We start from the raw sequence: 20792 nt of genomic DNA on the forward strand, positions 1-20792 counted from the left end.
ATCAATGTGACTAATTCGATGAATTATTTATTACATTGGCATTATTTTTGGCTTTCTAAAGCTTGAACAAACGTATCTTGAGCATCTTTAATTCCTAATGCTTTAGCTTCTTCTAGTAGTGCTAGTGCTTTAGGTATGTCGTTTGTTGTTACTGCTTCAACAATAGCCTTTTTATAGAAGGTGTGCGTTTCTGGTTGTGCTGATTTTATTGCTACTTTAGGTTGTTGAGGTGTTTGTTTATGCGCTTGTAATGAAAGTGTTTTTACAGATAGTTTCAATTTTCCAAAGCGTTTGTAAGTATAAGTTGGGTCCGTCACCATTGGTATGGCTTCACCTAATTCTTCAGCTCTCATTCTTGCTGGGTGTTTAACTTTTATTGATTGTCCTAAATAAGTATCTGATGAGTAAATAATAAAATAAGGGGTTTTAGTTGCATCAAGTTGGAAATTTAATTGAAATTGAGTACGAGTAAACGCATCGGATGGTTTAATACCAAATTGCTCTAAACTTGTCGTACTAACAATATTGAATTGGTCATCAAGAGCAATGAGTTTTGGAGCAACAACCGAGTCATTAATCATTAAACTTGAAAGACGTAATTGTACTTTTCCTGAACGGTCGGATAATTTAAAGGCATTAAAATAGCTGTTTCCATCAGAAAAATGACCAATAGGTGAATCTTTATCTAATTGAAAATCGATATCTTCCGTTGTCGCCAGTTGTATCCAAGGGTATTGTGAAAAATCAGAGCAACACACTTCTGACGAGGTAATTGGAACCATTGGCTCTTGAATAACTTGAGTCGAAGAGCAGGCGGTTAAAGAAAGACCGATAAATAAGCTAAGTAATAATTTTTTGGTGTTCATCAAGACTCTCCATGATTCGACAAATAAACGCAAAAAGGCAGCCGATGTGGCTGCCTTTAATTTTAAAGTAATTAGAACCAGATTTCAGTGTGAACACCGATAATTGTTTCTGACTTACCATCATCGATACCAATAAGTTTAGCACTTGCCTCATCATCAGCAGATACATAACTTACGTATGGTTTGATTTGTGGACGACCGAAGTAGTCCGCATTCACTGTAAATACTGTTGCAACTTCTAGGTTCATGATGTCGCTTTCAACAGCATCACCAGTTCGTCCCCAGTAGCCATCAGCGCCTTCTTCATGGCCATAAGATGCCGTCATTTCTAGTCGGAAGTTTTCATTTACTTTATAAGATGGACGCACCGCTGCAATATAGCGTTTTAGATCTTTAGCGCCAAATAATTCATCTAGAGCACCAAAATAGGTAAGTTCAGAACCCATTTGCCAGTTTTCAGAAATGTTTACTACACCGCCTGAAGTGAAGAAGATTGATTCAGCATTTTCATTACCACCAGACCATCCGCCAAAGTTTACACCACGGTTTTGAGCTACACCTTTACCATAAGCAATCGCTGTTTGTGACCAACCATCTAAGCCATAGTAACTAGAGTTTAATGTGATAGAAGCACCAATACCATCTTCAGATGAGCTATCTTTATTAGCTTGTTGCATGTATTTCACATCAAAATCTAAGCTACCAAAACCAACATCTACACCATAGTAATAAAAATCAAATGACGTTAGCGTTGTGCGTTCTGCTGCTCCATTTTTGTCGATTTTACATTCATTTGGATTTGTTGAGATATTTCCATTTGGTTGTTTACAATTAATGGAATAAGAGTCTGCAGCACCTGCATCTGGATCAGCACTAACTACTGCAAATCCTGCGGTATTGCCTGCGAGTTTAGATTGGATACCAGCACCAACACCTGATGATTGTTTCCAGAATTCACCCGATAGCGCACTTGCAGAACGGTTTAAAAAGCGTTGACCACCCCAAATAGATGTATCTTCACCTAGATACGATAATCCACCAATTTCAACGAAGGTTTCTTTGATTTCAAATTGTGCTGTTGTATTGTCTTTTTGACTCCCTGATGAAGTGTATGCGTAAGAGTTGCCATTACCGTATTCTGCTCGTACGTTAAAATTTGACCATACACCGTTTGCGTGTTCAGTATGTTTCTTTAATACAAATTCAACTTGATTAGTACTTTTTCCGTGAGTACCTGCTGTTTTATAGTCTGGTTTACCAAATTCAGTATCAACGGTTTCACCATCAACCATACGATAGTTCATTGACGCGTAACCGTGTACTTCCCAACCATCAGAAATAACATCAGTACCATTTACTTTTTCAACTTTTGGTGCAGCTTCGTCACCAGAAATAACATCTAGTGCTATTTCGGTTTCAGCAAGTGTAGCGCCAGAAAATAGAGCTGTAGAAACAGCAGCGGCAAGCAATGTGTATTTATTCATTTTCATCTTAAAATCCTATTTCCTTTTTAGAGGATATTTTGATTTGAAAATGTTTACTCCCAAATTTAATTCCGAAACAAGGCAGTGTAGGAAAGAGAAGTAAACATTTATTCTCGTTATTGAACGGGAAGCAGATTAAAAATAAATCACAATGTTTAACTCCTCCTCTTTTTATAAAAGGGAGGGCGTAGAGCTAGGGATGAGAAAAAATAGCGATAGGTCTTCTGTTGATAATAATCACACTTGGTAGGGTGTATTCAGAATATAAATGAGATAGTGCTCACGTGAGAAGATATTTAAAAATAGGAATTAATGTAAAAATAGAGAAAATAAAGAAAATAGGAAATAATCAGAAATGTGATCTAGCTAATAATTGACCTCATTAGCTAGAAATAGTTCACTTTATATTCGATTATTTACATTTCGAAACCATCATTGATTTTGGTTTTCCTTGAGGATTAAATTCTAAACTCCATACATAATTACCATCTTCAGGAAGATAGATCGCGGTATCTTGGCCGTAGCCACCGTTAATCAATGCATTCGATTGGCCTAGTTTTGGTGATAATCCATCAACAGTGTATTGAGCTCCCCAGTCTTTTGTTGCGTATTGCATTTTATAAGGACCTCGTTTTTCGTTTATCACTACTTGATAGATACCGTTTCCTTTATATTGATAGGATCTAGGTTCTTTGTGGCCCCAGCGAGAATCTGAGAAATCACCTACAAGGTATAGAGTGTCTTTAATGGGCGCATTAGTAATAGGCATTGTCGGATTATCACATTGGGCCATAAAACCGGTGCCATATAGAGTAATTTCTTTTGCTTCTACTTTCGGGCCTGTAGGGTTTGGTTTTTCTATCTTTAAAAATCGGCTTTCGAAGTTAGATAACGGAATGGTATATATTCCTTCAATGGGAGTGAATACTTGGTTAGTTAATAAGTCGACTAAATTACCTTTTGAACCTATCTGTTCAGCTTTAAGAGAAAGCGTTTGGTTCTGCTTTTGAGTGCTAACCATGAATAAAATCGTATTATTTTCTGCTTGCTTATGATCTACATATACCGCCTTATTAGCGATAATATTGGTTCTGACACCTTCCGATAACGCGGGGTTTTCAATACGTAAAGTCATTAACTCTGAGACGTAGGTTTTTAAGTTAAGTTGGTCAGGTGTTAGTGTTGCAGTAAGGCCATGAATTTTGGCGGATGAGCGAGCGATGTGGTCATCACATACTCCTTTAATAGCACAAGTGTCTTTATTTTCTTTGTTAGAGAAATCATCAACTTGATCGCCAATTTCATCTCCGTAATAAAGAGTGATAGGGCCGGTATAGGCTGCTTGAAATGAAAGAGCAGCTTTATGACGTAGCCAATAATTTCTGTCACTTGGTTCTGCAATATCACCACGTTGTAATAAATCACCAAAGCGAACGACATCATGGTTGCCTAGCATTAGGTTTGGCGTTGCGTGTGAAGGATAGAGTTCATGCATTTGCATTCCTTCATTAAGCCAATCACCTCCTTTATTTCCTACACTACTCTCATTGACGGCAAAGGTTTCAGCGACACGAAAGCGTAAAGGAAAATCAAAAGCAGAGCAAAGCGCTGGGTTTTGCTCAGTACCATAACCTGTTTCTGTAATGTAGCTTTCGTTATTCCAGATCTCAGCCACCATGTAACCGAGCGGGTTAACTTGTTCGCCTTTATTATTAATATACGTCGTATTTTGTGATGCGTTATCAACGGCTTTTCTAATGTTTATCCAAGATTCAGTAGGGACTTGGTAAGCTTGATCTAATCGCCAGCCATCAATCTTTAATTCGGATATCCAATAAGCAGCGACTTCAGAGTAAAAATCTTCGCTCTCAGGATAGTCAACTGGATTATTGCTGCCACTCGGTAGTAAGCCTGATGGTGATGGCTTAATGAGGCCTTCTTTATGGTGACCAAATACGCCATCAAATAAGACATACATTCCACGTTTATGTGCTTCTTCTACTAATTCTTTTGCTTTTTCTAATGTGCCAAAGCGAGGATCAATTTTGAAGAAATCAGTAGCAAAGTAACCTGTAGCATCTAGCTTATCTGCCCAATGATCTTGTCCCTCAATTGGAGCAGATTCAAAAATAGGCGTCATCCAAATGGCATTCATACCAAGTGATTGAATATAGTCTAATGAATCAATGATCCCTTGCAGGTCGCCATTATGATGACTCGGACCATAGCCGGTGCCATGACCGACACTGCTGTCACCATTAACAAAGCTTTCCACCATGATTTGATAGATGCGTAAATGATTACTTTTTTCCATCATCTGTGGATTACATTGATAGGCTGAGGTTGTTTGTGTTGTTTCTGAGGTTGAGCTACAAGCGCTCAGTAGAGAAGTAATAGCGAGTGCTATCGCTGTTTTTGCTATGTTATTTTTCACAGTTAATCCTTTATATTTATAGTAGGGCACTGTGATTGTTTATTAAGCAAGTAGAAATGTAATCCTCCTGATTTATAAAAAATGAGGAGGAGACAGGAGGCGGAGATGAAAGTTATTTACTCGTCGTCAAACGCTTCGAATTCAATGCCCATTGAGGTCATTAATGCTTTTGCTTCTGCAGGAATATCATCAGGACGGTCTTTACGCAAATCTTCATCCGTTGGTAAAGGTTGGCCTGTATAAGCGTGAAGGAAAGCCTCACATAATAGTTCACTATTCGTTGCGTGACGTAGGTTACTTACTTGGCGACGCGTACGTTCATCAGTAAGGATTTGCAGTACCTTTGTTGGAATAGAAACAGTAATTTTTTTTACTTGTTCGCTTTTTTTACCATGTTCGGCATAAGGACTTAAATAGTCACCATTCCAATCAGCCATTGTTCACCTTCGTTCAGAATTATTGATGTTGAGTTAGAGTCTCTAATTCTAGCGATATTTACGGCTATAAGCAAAGATATATAGACGTCTAGAAGTATTGACGTCTCATTTTGTAGTGGTAAAGTAGAAGAATATAACTTATGGATTAGATTATACCACTGCCTAGCAGTTTGGAAGGGAAATTATGAGCGAGAGAAAACCGGCAACTATTGCAGTTCGTACTGGCATTGAAAGCGATTCACAACACAACGCGGTTGTGCCTCCTATCTACTTATCAACTAACTACAGCTTCCCTGAATTTGGTGATGTACCAAAGTACGATTATGCTCGCTCAGGAAACCCAACTCGAACACAACTAGAGACCACCTTATCTGATTTAGAGTGTGGTGCTGGTGCGGTTGTGACAAACTGCGGTACTTCAGCTCTTAATCTTATGGTTTCAGCTTTGCTTGGCCCTGATGATCTCATTGTTGCCCCTCATGATTGTTATGGCGGCACGTATCGTTTGTTTAACACTCGCGCTAATAAAGGTGACTTCCAAACCTTATTTGTTGATCAATCGGATACTAAGGCTTTAGATGCCGCCATTGCTAAAAAGCCTAAACTTATTTTATTAGAGACCCCTTCTAATCCATTAGTTCGAGTGGTAGATATTGCTGAAATTTGTCAAAAAGCCGCAAAAGTAGGTGCTTTAGTTGCTGTTGATAACACTTTCCTTTCTCCTGTCTTACAGCAACCTTTAACTCTTGGTGCTGACTTTGTCCTTCACTCGACAACTAAATACATTAATGGTCATTCTGATGTTGTTGGTGGTGTATTAATCGCAAAAACACAAGCGCACGCAGACGATCTCGCATGGTGGGGGAATTGCATTGGTGCAACAGGCACTGCATTTGATAGCTACTTAACCTTACGTGGTATTCGTACCTTAGGTGCGCGTATGCGAGTGCATGAAGAGAATGCAATGGAGGTACTTAAGTGTCTTCAAGAAGAAGCATTAGTAGGCACAATTTATCACCCAAGTTTACCTGAACACCCGGGCCATGATATTGCTAAACGCCAACAAGCAGGATTTGGTGCAATGTTAAGCTTTGAGTTAAATGGTTCATTAGAACAACTAAAAGTGTTTTTAAAAGAGCTCAAATATTTCTCTTTAGCTGAATCACTTGGTGGAGTAGAAAGTCTCATTGCTCATCCGGGTAGCATGACCCATAGAGCGATGTCTGATGAAGCGCAAGCAGAAGCTGGATTGGCTCCAACACTATTACGTATTTCCGTTGGATTAGAAGACAGCCGAGATCTGATTGCCGATCTTAAACAAGCCTTCCTTGTAGCAGCAGGAGTGAAATAATGACAGGAGTCGTCACGCGCCAATTACATAAGTTTGGTGGTAGTAGCCTTGCTGATCCAGAGTGTTACCGTCGTGTAGCTACCATATTAAAAGAATATTCTCATGATCATGATTTAGTGGTTGTCTCTGCTGCGGGTAATACAACGAATCGTATTTTAGAGTGGTTTGAGGCACTATCAAAAGATGGTCGCCTTGCGCATGAAGCATTGGGTTCCTTACGCCAATACCAACAAGGCTTAGTCTCTGAATTATTGACTGCTGAAAATGCAGAGCCATTACTTGAGGAGCTGCATAAGGAGTTGGTCGCTATTGGTCAATTACATGCTCCTTTGACAGATGTTCAGCAAGCGGATGTACTTGGTCATGGTGAAGTATGGTCTTCAAGATTACTTGCTGCTTATTTAAATCAAATTGATCTACAAGCTACTCCGCTCGATTCTCGTACTTTTTTACGCGCAGAGCGAGCTGCTCAGCCAGAGGTCGATCGCACACATTCTTGGCCATTATTCAAAGAGCAAATTGCTCAGCATCCTCATGGACGTATTGTGATCACCGGGTTTATGGCTCGCGATCAAAAAGGAGAAACCGTTCTGCTTGGTCGTAATGGTTCAGACTATTCAGCAACCGTCATAGGCGCATTAGCTGAAGTTTCTCGCGTTACCATTTGGAGCGATGTTGCTGGGGTATTTAGTGCCGATCCTCGTAAAGTCGACGACGCGTGTTTATTGCCATTACTTCGTTTAGATGAAGCGAGTGAGTTAGCTCGGTTAGCTGCTCCTGTATTGCACAGTCGAACATTACAACCTGTTGCTCAGAGTGCGCTTGATTTAAGTTTACGCTGCAGTTATCAACCAGAATCTGGTTCAACTAGAATTGAGCGAGTATTAGCTTCAGGGCGCGGAGCTAAAATTGTTACATCACTTGAAGAAGTGTACTTAATTCAATTAGGCTTTGGTCGAGGGCAAGATTTTGAACGTGCGAAACAAGAGGTGCTTTCCCTTCTTACTCGCTCTCAGCTTCAGCCTTTGGCTTTAGAAGCACAAGCGGATCAATTTACATTATTACTTGCTTATACCTCTGAAGTCGTCAATGAAGCATTAGACGTATTACAGAGCTCTGCTGTTCATGCTGAGATTAAACTCAAAGAAGGCTATTCAATGATCGCTGCCGTTGGGGCTGGCGTGACAAGCAATGCTATTCATAGCCATGGTTTCTATCATCAGCTAAAAAACTGTCCACTTGAGTTTGTGTGTGAATCAGAATCTGGGTTAAGTTTGGTGGCGATATTACGCACGCTAGATACTACGCCAGTGATCAATGGTATTCATACGCATTTATTTCAGGCTCAAAAGCGGGTAGCACTGGTTTTATGTGGGCATGGCAACATTGGATCTCAGTGGTTATCTTTGTTTACTCAACAAAAACGTAATCTTGAAAAGCGCCATGGGATGCAGTTTTCTCTTGTTGGCGTAATTGACCGTCACCGTCATTGGCTGGATTTTGATGGATTAGAGAGCGATGCGATAACGAAACGCTTTGATGATGAAGCGATTGCTTATCAAGAATTTTCTTGGATAGAACAACTTGGTGCAATACAGGGTTACGATGATGTGGTGGTATTAGATGTCACAGCAAGTGCCGAGCTATCACAGCAATATACAAAAATTGCAGAACAAGGTATTCATCTTATTTCTGCTAATAAAGTCGCAGGCTCAGCGCCAAGCGATGAATATCAAGCCGTGATTGATGCATTTGCTAAAACAGGTCGTCGTTGGCTATATAATGCAACCGTTGGTGCAGGCCTTCCGATTAATCACACAGTAAGAGATTTACGAGAAAGTGGTGATGAGATCCTTGCGTTATCCGGTATTTTTTCAGGTACCTTATCTTGGTTATTTCAGCAGTATAATGGTGATGTGCCGTTTACAGAGTTAGTGGATCTTGCATGGCAGCAAGGCTTGACTGAACCAGATCCAAGAAACGATTTAGATGGTTCTGATGTCATGAGAAAGCTAGTTATCTTAGCTCGAGAGGCAGGATTAAAAATTGAACCTACTCAAGTTAAAGTCGAATCTTTAGTGCCTACTGAATTAAAAGAAGTCAGCTTAGACGATTTCTTATCAAAAGGAGAGCTCATTAATATAGAGTTGCTCGAACGCTTAGAGAGAGCCAAAAAAGAACAGAAAGTATTGCGTTATGTTGCTCGCTTAAATAAAGATGGCAGTGCGACAGTAGGCATCGAAGCGTTGTCTGAATATCATGCTTTAGCAAACTTATTACCTTGCGATAATATCTTTGCTATTGAAAGTAAATGGTATAAAGATAATCCATTAGTTATTCGAGGGCCGGGTGCTGGAAGAGAGGTAACGGCTGGGGCAATCCAATCAGATTTAAATCGTATTTCTGCACTTTTTTAATACCTTAAATGATCGTCTTATTATTTGAGCCATGTTATATCACATGGCTTTTTTTTACTTATTGTAAGAAAAAACGGATTTAAAGCGTTTTTAGGTTATTTTATATTTTCTTGTATGTTCTTTTATTTACAATAAGTTGGCGGCTGTTAAATTAAATTAAGCATAAATTAAAATTAAAATATTTTGCATGCTATGGATTTTGTAAATCTATTCAGTGATGATGGCCCTGAGTTGGCTAACATATATACGATAAATAGTTCGAAACATAACAATAATAAGCGTAGCCACTCATTCTTTAGCTATTAATTTTTTGAATTAATTGATTCACTGCAGATTGAGAGAACCATAATGAATACGCCAAAAATTACCCCAATGCTTGGAGATATAGCAGGAAATAGTGTCAGTTCAGAACAAGTGCTGCGAAGTGTCGATTTGAATCTATTGACTGTATTTGATGCTGTGATGCAAGAGCAAAATATTACACGTGCGGCTCACAATTTAGGAATGTCACAACCAGCAGTAAGCAATGCGGTTTCTCGATTAAAAGTGATGTTTAATGATGAATTATTTATTCGTCATGGAAGAGGCATACAACCGACACAACGAGCTCGTCAACTATTTGCTCCAATGCGCCAGGCCTTACAATTAGTAAAAAATGAATTACCAAGCTCTACATTCTCACCTGAAACTTCAGCAAGACAATTTAAACTCTCTATTTGCAGTCCATCGGACATCCGTTTTGCTCCGCGTCTTATGCGAGAGATCCAACAAAAAGCGCCCTATATAAACCTTAAGCTATCTGGTGAGCATGAATCTGATATCGCTCAAAAATTACGTTACCAAGAAGTCGATTTTGTTATTGATTATGTGCGCTTTGATCAGCCGGGATACATGAGTACCGAGTTATTTACTGATGAACTTGTGGTTGTAACTTCTGTAAATCATCCTCGAATTCAAGGAAGCATAACAAAAGATCAATTGGCGAGTGAGAAACATGCCGTGCCAGCTCGTCTTGAGAATACCAAAGGTTTTGCTGATCATATTTACATGGACCCAATTTATGATCAAGCTTATAAAGGGGCGAGTATCAGCAACATTCTTTATGTAGTTTCTCAATCAGAGTTGATTACCGTAGCACCACGATGGCTAGTAAACTCAATGCCAAACCGTGCTCAGTTATCGATTCTTGACTTACCAGTAGAATCAAAAAGTATCAGTGGTTACTTAAGCTGGCACGATTCATACCAAAAGGACAAAGGGCATATTTGGATGCGTGATCAACTAATGCTTATTTGTGGTGAAGAAGTCGTAGCATCAAGTAAAGGTATGATGTTTTAGTTTACGGTATTAGAAATAGTATAAGTGTTTTAGGCAGTGTATTTACACTGCCTTTTTTGTCGGTGTTCATACGATATAAATAAAATGTAGCTTTTAAATAATTAAATTGTTAATAGCACACTCGTGAAATGGGTTTCACACAACAATACTTACATTTTATACAGAGAAACAGTTGCCTTTTTTGCCACCAATTGTACACTTTGTGCAGATTATAGCTTACAAGTGTAAGCCTAAAGGTGAATTCGAGATGACTATCCAAAACCCACATATTGTAAAAGAGATCCGCCAACATATTGCTAATAAGCCAAATACTACCGCATTGCGTGAACGTAAGTGCAGTATTTTAATTGATACTGAGTGCGAAGCGTGGAGTGATATTACTTGGGGGCAATTTGGTGAGCAAATGGATACATTATCATTAGCCCTATTAGCTCATGGATTGAAAGTACAAGAAAAGGTAGGGATATTCTCAAATAATATGCCTCGTTGGACGGTTGCCGACTTTGCAACGATGCAATTGCGTTCTGTACCTGTACCTATTTACCCAACAAATACACCAACTCAAGCGGCTTACATTATAAATGACGCTGATATTCGTATTTTATTTGTTGGTGAGCAAGCTCAATATAATGCCGCCGTGGTTATTTTTGAGCAATGCCCTCAATTGACTCATATTGTAGCATTGAGTGATGATATTGATTTAAATGATCATCAAGCGGGTATCTCGTGGAATGATTTTGTTTCTAAAGCTGATGATATACATAAAGAGGAGCTTCAAGCTCGTCTAGATAGCGCTGAAATGGATGACTTACTGACATTGATTTATACCTCAGGTACAACCGGTGAGCCAAAAGGCGTGATGTTAGATTATATTAATGTCGGTTCACAGCTAGAGGCGCATAACACAAATTTAGCATTAACAGAAAAAGATGTGTCACTGTGTTTTTTACCTTTATCTCATGTGTTTGAGCGTGCATGGACGTTCTATGTGCTTTATAAAGGGGCAACAAATTGCTACCTACCAAATACAAACTTAATCAAAGAAGCGTTGATAGAAGTCAAACCAACAGTCATGTGTGCTGTTCCTCGTTTTTATGAAAAGATTTTCTCAACGGTTCATGAAAAAGTATCTCGTGCACCCGCTCATCGCAAAGTGATGTTCACTTGGGCTGTAAACATGGGTGCGAAAATGTCAGCGTGCCAGCAAGAACAGCGTGAACCATCATGGCTACTTAAACAATCACATAAGATTGCAGATAAACTAGTATTGTCAAAGCTACGCCTGATTTTAGGCGGTAAGATCAACTTTATGCCATGTGGTGGTGCAAAATTAGATGCGACAATTGGGCGTTTCTTCCATGCACTTGGCGTAAATGTAAAATTAGGTTACGGCATGACAGAAACCACAGCAACGATCTCATGCTGGGAAGACGGTAAATTTCATCCGGATTCTATCGGAACATTAATGCCTGGTGCCGAAGTTAAAATTGGTGAGAGCAGTGAAATTCTTGTTCGTGGTCCAATGGTCATGAAGGGGTATTACAATAAACCTGAAGAGACAGAAAGTAACTTTACTGAAGATGGCTTCTTAAAAACCGGTGATGCAGGTGAGTTTGACGCAGAAGGTAACTTATATATCACTGACAGAATTAAAGAGTTAATGAAAACGTCTGGTGGTAAATATATTGCACCACAAGTGATTGAAGGTGCGATTGGCAAAGATCACTTCATTGAACAAATTGCCGTTATTGCCGATACTCGTAAATTTGTATCTGCACTTATTGTTCCTTGCTATGACGCTCTAGAAGAGTACGCGAAAGAACTAAATATTGCTTACCATGACCGCATGGAATTAATAAAACACAGTGAAATAGTAGAGATGCTTGAAAAACGCGTAGCAAATTTACAAAAAGAATTAGCTCGTTTTGAACAAGTGAAAAAGTTTACTTTGTTGTCTAAAGAATTTTCGATGGACAAAGGCGAACTGACGCCAACTCAAAAACTACGTCGTAAAGTGATCAATGAGCGTTACCAAGACGAGATTGAAGAAATGTACGATGAGAAGAAAGATCAAAAAGGAAAGAAAGATAAATCATAACTAATCTTTATCCTTCTGAATAATAAAAGAAACCAGTCTTATATAGGCTGGTTTTTTTTATTTGAGAGCAAAGTTAATAGGAGCATTGCATTAAATACAAAATCAGAGTTTTAGTATTTATTGTTAACTATATAGGTGATTTTAATAAAACACCTCTAGACCAAGGTGCTAATAAAAGGTTAAAGTTGTTTCGTGATGGTGGTTTTTGTTACCAATAACTGTTGTCTACATAGGATTTTAATTTAATTAATATCGGTTTAGGCTAAAAATAAGCCCTAACTATGTAAACCATGAACTTATCGATAATTCATTTCGTATAAGTTGAGGGTTTAAATGTCTGGAGATAAATATGGAAATGTTATCTGGCGCAGAGATGATCGTACAGTCTCTGATTGATGAAGGTGTTGAGCACATTTTTGGTTACCCTGGTGGCTCAGTGCTAGACATTTATGATGCACTACACATGAAATCTGAGGATATTCAGCATGTGTTGGTAAGACATGAGCAAGCAGCTACGCACATGGCTGATGGATTTGCTCGTGCAACCGGTAAACCGGGTGTGGTTCTTGTTTGTTCAGGCCCTGGAGCAACCAATACGATTACAGGAATCGCAACCGCTTATATGGATTCTATTCCGATGATTGTGCTTTCTGGAAACGTACCAAACAACATGATTGGGACTGATGCTTTTCAAGAGTGTGACATGGTAGGTGTTTCTCGTCCGATAGTTAAACATAGCTTTTTAGTTAGAAAAGCAGAAGACATTCCTGAAATTATAAAAAAAGCATTTTATATTGCTTCAACAGGCCGTCCTGGACCTGTTGTTATTGATATCCCAAAAGATGTCATGAGCCCTGCGTTTAAATTCCCTTATCAATATCCGACGTCGATGTCATTGCGATCTTATAATCCAACGACAACAGGGCATAAAGGTCAGGTTAAAAAAGGCCTTAAAACCCTTTTAGCTGCAAAAAAACCAGTGCTGTATATTGGTGGTGGCGCTGTTATCTCCTCAGCAGAACAACACGTTATTAAATTAGCAGAATCACTTAATTTACCTGTAGTCAGTACGCTTATGGGCTTGGGTGCTTTTCCTGGTACTCATAAAAATGCATTAGGTATGCTAGGTATGCACGGTACCTATGAAGCAAATATGGCGATGCACAATGCTGATCTTATTTTTGGTGTTGGGGTACGTTTTGATGATAGAACAACCAATAATTTAGAAAAATATTGTCCTGATGCCACCATCATGCATATTGATATCGATCCTTCATCTATTTCTAAAAATGTTCGAGTTGATGTGCCTATTGTTGGCTCGGCAGAGGTCGTTTTAGAGTCGATGCTGAAATTGCTTGTTGAGCAAGGTGGGAGTAATGATGAGGCAGCTTTAGAACAATGGTGGAAAGACATTTCAGTATGGCAAGATAAAAAATGCTTATCTTACGAAACCTCACCTGACCGTATTAAGCCTCAACAAGTCATTGAAACCTTACATCGACTAACGAATGGTGACGCTTATGTCGCGTCTGATGTTGGTCAGCATCAAATGTTTGCTGCGCTATATTACCCATTTAATAAACCACGTCGTTGGATTAACTCTGGTGGTCTTGGCACCATGGGATTTGGCTTACCAGCAGCATTAGGTGTGAAGTTTACTCATCCTGATGAAGTGGTTGTGTGTGTCACTGGTGATGGCAGTATTCAGATGAACATTCAAGAGTTATCAACGGCATTGCAATATGACATCCCTGTAAAAATCATCAATCTAAATAATCGATTCTTAGGCATGGTTAAGCAATGGCAAGATATCATCTATCAAGGTCGCCACTCTAATTCTTACATGACATCAGTACCTGATTTTGCTGCGATTGCAGAAGCTTATGGTCATGTTGGTATTCGAATTAATCATCCTGATGAGCTTGAATCTGGATTAGAGAAGGCGCTGTCATTAACAGAACGCCTGGTGTTTGTTGATATAAACGTAGATGAAACAGAGCATGTTTATCCTATGCAGATCAAAGGTGAGGCAATGGATAAAATGTGGTTAAGCAAAACGGAGAGAACCTAATGAGACATATTATTTCACTATTATTAGAGAATGAATCAGGTTCTTTATCACGTGTTGTTGGCTTATTTTCTCAGCGTGGTTATAACATTGAATCGTTAACCGTATCACCAACAGAAGATCCAACGCTTTCTCGCTTAAATATTACAACAGCAAGTGATGCGATGGAGCTTGAACAGATCCAAAAACAATTACATAAATTAATTGATGTCATTAAAGTTCAAGAAGTGACAGAAACTGAACATGTTGAGCGAGAGTTATTATTGGTTAAAGTGAAAGCCAGTGGTTTTGCAAGAGCAGAAGTGAAACGTACAGCAGATATTTTTCGTGGACAGATTGTTGATGTAACCAGTTCTCTATATACCATTCAGCTTGCTGGAACGTCCGAGAAACTTGATGCATTTATTACGGCCGTCGCAGAGGTAACTGAAGTCGTTGAGGTAGCTAGAAGTGGCGTCGTAGGCATTGCTCGTGGAGAAAAGGCGTTAAAAGTATAATCTGTTTATTACTTGTTACTTTTTAATCTTAACTATAAAGCCTTCCTTGTGAGGGTTTTATTTTGTTTGGATAATGGTTATTAGACTAAAGTCTAACCTTGTCTATACTTATGGCTACTGATACACAAGTCTATAGAGAACATTACTCAGGCAGTAGGGTGATGGGAGAGGACTGAAAATGATGTGAGGCTTCTATGTTTACTGACTTTTTAGTAAGGCTTACTGTAGGAAGTTTGGCTGTTTTAGGTTTTAAGTTGAGTGCGATTTACTTCCTATTAATGGTGCTATTAATTAGTACTCATAATAAAGAATTTTTCGGATGGTAATAAAAACCAGACATTGTCTGGTTTTTTCCGTTTTATTTTTATATCTAAGCCGAAAAAGAGGCTGATAACATATCCATTGTTTTTAAATAGTAATTATCTAGAAGTTCTACGGATCTATTTGAATTACGAGATAAAGCGAGCTTCATTAGAGCTTCATGATCTTCTAGGTAGTTGATTTGTGCTTTATAAATGCTTTGGTTATCAGATTGTAGGTGATGATAGCGCTTAATTTGATTGGTTAATTCTTGATGAAATTTATACATAATAGGCGCATTTGCACCTTCAATGAGCGCACTGTGGAATGCGGAATGGCGATCTTCCCATTCTTTGATTACATTAACTGATGGCTCCTCTAGGCTTACTTTGCTTAATTTATGAAAGCTAGTAAGAATGTTTAATTCCCAAGCTTCATCACCATTTGAAATGGATTTTTCCAGTAAAACCTTGCCAACAATTCGTAAACCTTCAAATAGATCTTTTAACTCTGCTTCTGATATAGAGGCTACCCAACAGCCTTTTTGAGGTTCTAATGTTACGTATTTATTCCAAGATAGCTGCACAAGAGCTTCACGAATAGGGGATGCTCCAACGTGGTAACGTTCTTTTAATTCGGCAACAACTAATTTTTGACCAGGTATAAGATCGCCATTAAGGATATCTTGATAGATCATTTTTGATACTTTATCTGTAAGGGTTGGACTAGACACAATAGGCTCTCTTATAAATTCGTATTATTTATGAAAGACATGGAAAATCACATACCGTCACAAATACTGTTATTTATTTCTAGTATATCGTGTTGTATATATGGCGCAATAAATTTCATAAAAAAAGAGGGCGAAGGCCCTCTTTTATTGAACGTATTGTTAAAGCGATCTAAATAGTCGAATTATAGTACGTGTACAGATGCTGTGTTTGTTGTGCCTGATGGAACTAGAGCACCAGAAACCATAACAACGATGTCGCCTTTCGCGCCGATACCAGACTCAAGAGCTAGTTCTTTACCGCGTAGGTAGAATGCATCAGTGCTGTCGATAGAATCAACAACCATTGGTGTAATACCTTTAGAAAGACAAAGCTGCGCAGCAGTCTTAGTATTAGTTGTTACAGCGATGATTTTAGCTGTTGGGAAGTATTTACGGATTGAGCGAGCTGATTTACCAGCTTCAGTAGCAACAACGATAACAGGAGCGTTTAGTTTCTCTGCTGTATCTACTGCACCTTTACACACAGCTTCAGTAATACGTAGACGTGGGCTGTCTAGACGAGAGCCTAGCTCTGCTTTTAGTGCTGAATCTGTACGAGCACAGATTTGAGCCATGATAGTTACCGCTTCAACAGGGTATTTACCTTTAGCTGATTCACCAGAAAGCATTACTGCATCTGTACCATCCATGATTGCGTTAGCAACATCACCCGCTTCTGCGCGTGTTGGACGTGGGTTTTTGATCATAGAATCAAGCATTTGAGTTGCAGTGATTACAACTTTACGTGCACGGTTACATTTTTCGATCATCATCTTCTGAGCGAAGATTACTTCTTCAACTGGGATTTCAACACCAAGATCGCCACGAGCAACCATGATACCGTCAGAAGCTTCTAGGATTGAATCGAAGTTATCAACACCTTCTTGGTTTTCGATCTTAGAGATGATTTGAATGTTCTCGCCGCCATTAGCAACAAGAAGTTCACGGATTTCTTTAACGTCTTCTTCTTTACGGATGAAAGAAGCAGCAACGAAATCAACACCTTGCTCACAACCAAATTTAAGGTCAGCTTTATCTTTTTCAGAAAGAGCAGGAAGTTGAACAGAAACACCAGGAAGGTTAACACCTTTGTTTTCGCCTAGGTCACCGTTGTTAAGAACTTTACATTTAACTTCAGTTTCAGTTGTCGCAACAACTTCCATTTCGATTAGACCGTCATCAACAAGGATAGTGTTACCAACTTCAAGATCTTTAGCAAAGCCTGGGTAAGTAACAGCAACAACGTCTTTATTACCAACAACAGAAATATCTGTTGTGAATGTAAAGTCTTGACCTGCAACTAGAGCAACATCGTCGCCGTTTTCTAGTTTGATTGTACGGATCTCAGGACCTTTAGTATCAAGAAGAATAGCAAGTTGCTTGCCAGTGTTTTTCATTACTTGACGTACGTTATCAATACGTTGGCCGTGTTCTGCGAAGTCGCCGTGTGAGAAGTTTAGGCGCATAACGTTCATGCCAGCATTTGCTAGTTCAGTTAGTTTTTCAACAGATTCAGTTTTTGGGCCGATCGTACAAACGATTTTGGTCTTTTTCATGTGAGAAATCTCTCCAGATGAGTATATTTAAAATGATAAACGCAGTAATGCTCAGCCAATGTTTGAAGTGTTGAAAAATTACAACAGTTTGTTCTTCAAAAAACACGATAGCTAAGCATTGAAATTCATAATTACCTGTATTTTAGCTCGAAAAGAGTAATGGATTATTGATACAGGTAAACAATTTGTACTTTAATCACAATATTAAAAACAAATTTACATTACTCGACACAATTTCGAACATGTCTTTTTCGTAAGTTTTTATCTATTTTGACGCAAATTCTAACAGCAAAGTCTGTGAAGATCACTTTCTAGTTAGTATGATCTTTGGCAAATATTTATTTTATTACTCGAAATAAAAAAGGCGCATTAAGCGCCTTTATATTATTGATTTTCAATTGGTTGATATGCTTTAAGTTTTTGCATGCCTTTCGCTAATTTAACGAACCAAGTACCAATTGCAAGTACTGAGATTATTGCACCAATAACTGGAATTGCAGCATAAATTTTATCAATGATAGAGCTGTCCACCCAGTAGTCAAGACCCGCAGCCATGCCACTCATTGTTGCAGCTGTTACTGCCAAAACAACGAAAAATGTTAGGAAAAGAAAAAAACTTTTAATGATTGCGTAGTAATGACTATCAATGACTTCATCATTCGTGCCTTTATTCATTTGGTAGCCCGCATAAATAATTGCAATAATACCTGAAACCATAAGAGTAATTGGGGTTAGTAGGCTTGCAATATAAGCAAACCAAATACCATTATCTGTTTTCTTTGACATCATATTTGTCCAGTAATGAAATGAATACTTGCAAGTATATACCTTATTTTTATTATGGGAATATACTTGCGAAGTTGTGGTGTTTATTTCAGCATTCTTTTTAAGATTTTTCCTGTCGCTGTCATTGGTAGAGCTTCAACAATATCAAGATGTTTAGGGCACTTATAATCAGCTAGGTGCTCTTTGCTCCATTTGATTAACTCTTTTTCTGAAATAGAGTGGCCTTCTTTTAAAATGACAAATGCTTTAACCTCTTCGCCAAAACGAGGATGTTCAACACCAATCACCGCAACAAGGTGAACAGAAGGGTGCTTCATATACACTTCTTCTACTTCTCTTGGATAAATATTGTAACCACCGCTAATAATTAATTCTTTTAAACGGTCAACAACATAGATATAGCCTTCATCATCGAAGCGAACAATATCACCGGTGTGAAGCCAACCATCTACAATTGTTTTCGCTGTTTCTTGTGGTTTTTTGTAATAACCTTTCATTACATTATGGCCACGAATGACTAATTCACCTTCTTGGCCAGTTGGAACTTCATGACCATTTTTATCTACTACTTTCATAGTTACACCAGGTAATGGTTGTCCAATACTTCCCGGTTTTCGTTCAAACTCTAGATGATTAAATGCAGCAACAGGTGAGGATTCTGATAAACCGTAACCCTCAATAACAGGTACTTGTAGCTTCTCTTCAAATTGTTTCAATATCTCGACAGGCATGGAAGCGCCACCTGAGATTGCTACCTTCAGAGTTTGTGCTATTTCTTTAAGATAAGCGGCTGGGTGTTTTTCTGCATAAGCTAATAGGCCGATAAACATGGTTGGAACACCCGCTAAGTGCGTCACCTTATGTTCATGTATCTGTTGAATTACCGTCTTTGGTACAAAGCGAGGAATAAGAACTAAAGCACTACCAGCAAGGATAGAGGTGTTCATTATCAGTGATTGACCAAAAGTATGGAAAAGAGGAAGTATAGCGATACTAACATCTGTGCCTTTTTGATTGGTTAATGCTTGGCAAGCCTGTGCATTACATAACATATTACTTTGGCTTAATTCGGCTCCTTTTGCAGCGCCTGTTGTTCCTGATGTGTATAGAATTACACAGCTGTCTTCTGCGGAACGATATACAGTTTCAAAGGTTTTTCTGCCTGTTTCTAACCATTGATTAAAAGAGTGAGCAGCTGTTGGTTTTTGAGAGTCTGGTGTGGTTTCGATAAGGATAAAGTGTTCACAAAAATCGGCTTTTGTGTAGCCTTCGTAACCAAATTGGCCGATAGGCATTGCATCTGAACCTTGATATGAAATCAGAGCTACGGCATCAGAATCTTTTAAGTGGTAAGCCACTTCTTCGCCTTTTAGCATGACATTTAAAGGAACAACAACAGCCCCTATTTTTTGAATCGCATAATAAGCAATAACGAATTCTGGCGTATTAGGGCAAGAGAGTGCGATTTTTTCGTTTGGTTTAATATTTAACTGACTTAAGTGATCCGCAATGGCGTTCACTTTTTGATTTAATTCTTGATAAGTAATTTTCTGATCTTGAAGGATTAAAGCGATATTGTTTGGACGAAAAGTGGCGTTGCGCTCAAGATTATTGGCTAAATTGTACATAGTTAACCTTTATTGTTATTAGTAAATATTGAATGTCTGGAAGTGTATATCAAGAAAGAAATAAAAGCAGAGAGGAAAAAACATTTTATTCGTTTATTAAGAATAAGAGCAAAGGTTGAGATACCAATGCTCTATGTTGCCATTAAAACTTATAAGAAGCACCGACATATAAAGAGTCTAAAGCGTATAGGTTCGTTTCTGTTGTTACTCCACTACCGCTTTGGTAATCAAGATATTCAACGGCATACATATCCATCTCATAAGCTGCTCTAAATTGAACACCTTCTAAAGCTTCTGGAGAGTACTCAACACCAAACCCAAATTTAAAAGCCACTCCGCTATCGTCAGTTAATTGCTCTTCATTTTGATTTAAATCTAAACTTGACATACCAATCAAGCCAAAAGGTCTAATGCCATTTGTAAAGGTATAACCTAAGTTTGCAGCTAAGGAAATAGACGTTGGCTTCATTGAATAACTACCAACTTTCGCTTTGGCTGTACCATAGTCGGTATATGTGCCTTCAATACCAACTATTTTATTGAATTGATAGCCTAAATAAATTTTTGTTGAGTTGCCATCAGCTTCTGCAGAGAGAAGGTTATCATTATTGTCATTCCAAGAGTCTTCTTCTGAATAACCAAATGTTCCGAAACCTGCTCCCACATAAAAGCCGCTAACTTTAGGTTGATCGTTAGCAAGAGCATAGAAAGAAGTGGTGGAGATAAGAAGGGGGAAAAGTAGTCGTTTCATTGATAGCTC

The 20792-nt window shown here is 38.5% G+C and carries 15 protein-coding genes; 6 read left to right on the top strand and 9 right to left on the bottom strand.

Annotation, left to right across the window (positions count from 1 at the left end):
• Positions 1-41: 41 nt before the first annotated feature.
• The 4 genes from PVK71_RS04855 to metJ all read right to left on the bottom strand — a co-directional run bounded on the left by PVK71_RS04855 (position 42) and on the right by metJ (position 5221).
• Positions 42-866 carry a MalM family protein gene (locus tag PVK71_RS04855; RefSeq protein WP_274419393.1) on the bottom strand — a complete coding sequence of 275 codons (825 nt, stop codon included), beginning with the start codon at positions 864-866 and terminating at the stop codon, positions 42-44.
• A 71-nt stretch (positions 867-937) separates the two neighbouring features.
• A complete protein-coding gene (locus PVK71_RS04860; RefSeq protein WP_274419478.1) occupies positions 938-2350 on the bottom strand; it encodes a carbohydrate porin in 1413 nt (470 codons plus the stop codon).
• Positions 2351-2762: 412 nt separating this feature from the next.
• Positions 2763-4784, bottom strand: coding sequence for an alpha-amylase family glycosyl hydrolase (locus tag PVK71_RS04865; RefSeq protein WP_274419394.1), 2022 nt, complete (start codon positions 4782-4784; stop codon positions 2763-2765).
• A gap of 116 nt (positions 4785-4900) precedes the next feature.
• Complete coding sequence (gene metJ, locus PVK71_RS04870) at positions 4901-5221, bottom strand: met regulon transcriptional regulator MetJ (protein WP_274419395.1); 321 nt, start codon at positions 5219-5221, stop codon at positions 4901-4903.
• Between the two features lie 184 nt (positions 5222-5405).
• On the opposite strand from metJ, the gene PVK71_RS04875 reads away from it, so the two are divergent.
• The 6 genes from PVK71_RS04875 to ilvN all read left to right on the top strand — a co-directional run bounded on the left by PVK71_RS04875 (position 5406) and on the right by ilvN (position 14990).
• Positions 5406-6572 (top strand): O-succinylhomoserine (thiol)-lyase, encoded by a 1167-nt coding sequence (locus PVK71_RS04875; protein ID WP_274419396.1) that lies wholly within the window; start codon positions 5406-5408, stop codon positions 6570-6572.
• A complete protein-coding gene (locus tag PVK71_RS04880) occupies positions 6572-8989 on the top strand; it encodes a bifunctional aspartate kinase/homoserine dehydrogenase II (RefSeq protein ID WP_274419397.1) in 2418 nt (805 codons plus the stop codon). Before PVK71_RS04875 ends, PVK71_RS04880 begins: the two co-directional genes overlap by 1 nt.
• A gap of 348 nt (positions 8990-9337) precedes the next feature.
• Entirely contained in the window at positions 9338-10327 is a 990-nt protein-coding gene (gene leuO / locus PVK71_RS04885; protein WP_443111725.1) for a transcriptional regulator LeuO, read from the top strand.
• A gap of 247 nt (positions 10328-10574) precedes the next feature.
• The gene (locus PVK71_RS04890) at positions 10575-12425 is read left to right on the top strand and encodes an AMP-dependent synthetase/ligase (RefSeq protein WP_274419398.1); all 1851 of its coding nucleotides are present in this window, start codon (positions 10575-10577) and stop codon (positions 12423-12425) included.
• 349 nt (positions 12426-12774) lie between these two features.
• Positions 12775-14496 carry an acetolactate synthase 3 large subunit gene (locus PVK71_RS04895; RefSeq protein ID WP_274419399.1) on the top strand — a complete coding sequence of 574 codons (1722 nt, stop codon included), beginning with the start codon at positions 12775-12777 and terminating at the stop codon, positions 14494-14496.
• The gene (gene ilvN / locus PVK71_RS04900; RefSeq protein WP_274419400.1) at positions 14496-14990 is read left to right on the top strand and encodes an acetolactate synthase small subunit; all 495 of its coding nucleotides are present in this window, start codon (positions 14496-14498) and stop codon (positions 14988-14990) included. Before PVK71_RS04895 ends, ilvN begins: the two co-directional genes overlap by 1 nt.
• Positions 14991-15360: 370 nt before the next feature.
• Here the strand turns inward: ilvN and PVK71_RS04905 are convergent, their stop codons facing one another.
• From PVK71_RS04905 to PVK71_RS04925, 5 genes are all read right to left on the bottom strand, one after another.
• The gene (locus tag PVK71_RS04905) at positions 15361-16023 is read right to left on the bottom strand and encodes a GntR family transcriptional regulator (RefSeq protein WP_274419401.1); all 663 of its coding nucleotides are present in this window, start codon (positions 16021-16023) and stop codon (positions 15361-15363) included.
• Between the two features lie 182 nt (positions 16024-16205).
• Positions 16206-17618 carry a pyruvate kinase PykF gene (pykF, locus tag PVK71_RS04910; protein ID WP_274419402.1) on the bottom strand — a complete coding sequence of 471 codons (1413 nt, stop codon included), beginning with the start codon at positions 17616-17618 and terminating at the stop codon, positions 16206-16208.
• Positions 17619-18002: 384 nt separating this feature from the next.
• Complete coding sequence (locus PVK71_RS04915; RefSeq protein WP_274419480.1) at positions 18003-18404, bottom strand: hypothetical protein; 402 nt, start codon at positions 18402-18404, stop codon at positions 18003-18005.
• Between the two features lie 83 nt (positions 18405-18487).
• On the bottom strand, positions 18488-20032 hold the full coding sequence (locus PVK71_RS04920) for a long-chain-fatty-acid--CoA ligase (RefSeq protein ID WP_274419403.1): 1545 nt from the start codon (positions 20030-20032) through the stop codon (positions 18488-18490).
• A 142-nt stretch (positions 20033-20174) separates the two neighbouring features.
• Positions 20175-20783, bottom strand: coding sequence for an outer membrane beta-barrel protein (locus PVK71_RS04925; protein ID WP_274419404.1), 609 nt, complete (start codon positions 20781-20783; stop codon positions 20175-20177).
• Between the last annotated feature and the right edge of the window lie 9 nt (positions 20784-20792).

Origin of the sequence: Aliivibrio sp. S4MY1 (assembly GCF_028765545.1) — a bacterium.
Classification (GTDB): domain Bacteria; phylum Pseudomonadota; class Gammaproteobacteria; order Enterobacterales; family Vibrionaceae; genus Aliivibrio.

Bases quoted from the DNA above. Each gene is read 5' to 3' on its own strand.
- PVK71_RS04855 (WP_274419393.1), bottom strand. From the start codon at position 866: ATGAACACCAAAAAATTATTACTTAGCTTATTTATCGGTCTTTCTTTA.
- PVK71_RS04860 (WP_274419478.1), bottom strand. From the start codon at position 2,350: ATGAATAAATACACATTGCTTGCCGCTGCTGTTTCTACAGCTCTATTT.
- metJ (WP_274419395.1), bottom strand. From the start codon at position 5,221: ATGGCTGATTGGAATGGTGACTATTTAAGTCCTTATGCCGAACATGGT.
- PVK71_RS04875 (WP_274419396.1), top strand. From the start codon at position 5,406: ATGAGCGAGAGAAAACCGGCAACTATTGCAGTTCGTACTGGCATTGAA.
- PVK71_RS04880 (WP_274419397.1), top strand. From the start codon at position 6,572: ATGACAGGAGTCGTCACGCGCCAATTACATAAGTTTGGTGGTAGTAGC.
- leuO (WP_443111725.1), top strand. From the start codon at position 9,338: ATGAATACGCCAAAAATTACCCCAATGCTTGGAGATATAGCAGGAAAT.
- PVK71_RS04890 (WP_274419398.1), top strand. From the start codon at position 10,575: ATGACTATCCAAAACCCACATATTGTAAAAGAGATCCGCCAACATATT.
- PVK71_RS04895 (WP_274419399.1), top strand. From the start codon at position 12,775: ATGGAAATGTTATCTGGCGCAGAGATGATCGTACAGTCTCTGATTGAT.
- ilvN (WP_274419400.1), top strand. From the start codon at position 14,496: ATGAGACATATTATTTCACTATTATTAGAGAATGAATCAGGTTCTTTA.
- pykF (WP_274419402.1), bottom strand. From the start codon at position 17,618: ATGAAAAAGACCAAAATCGTTTGTACGATCGGCCCAAAAACTGAATCT.
- PVK71_RS04915 (WP_274419480.1), bottom strand. From the start codon at position 18,404: ATGTCAAAGAAAACAGATAATGGTATTTGGTTTGCTTATATTGCAAGC.
- PVK71_RS04920 (WP_274419403.1), bottom strand. From the start codon at position 20,032: ATGTACAATTTAGCCAATAATCTTGAGCGCAACGCCACTTTTCGTCCA.
- PVK71_RS04925 (WP_274419404.1), bottom strand. From the start codon at position 20,783: ATGAAACGACTACTTTTCCCCCTTCTTATCTCCACCACTTCTTTCTAT.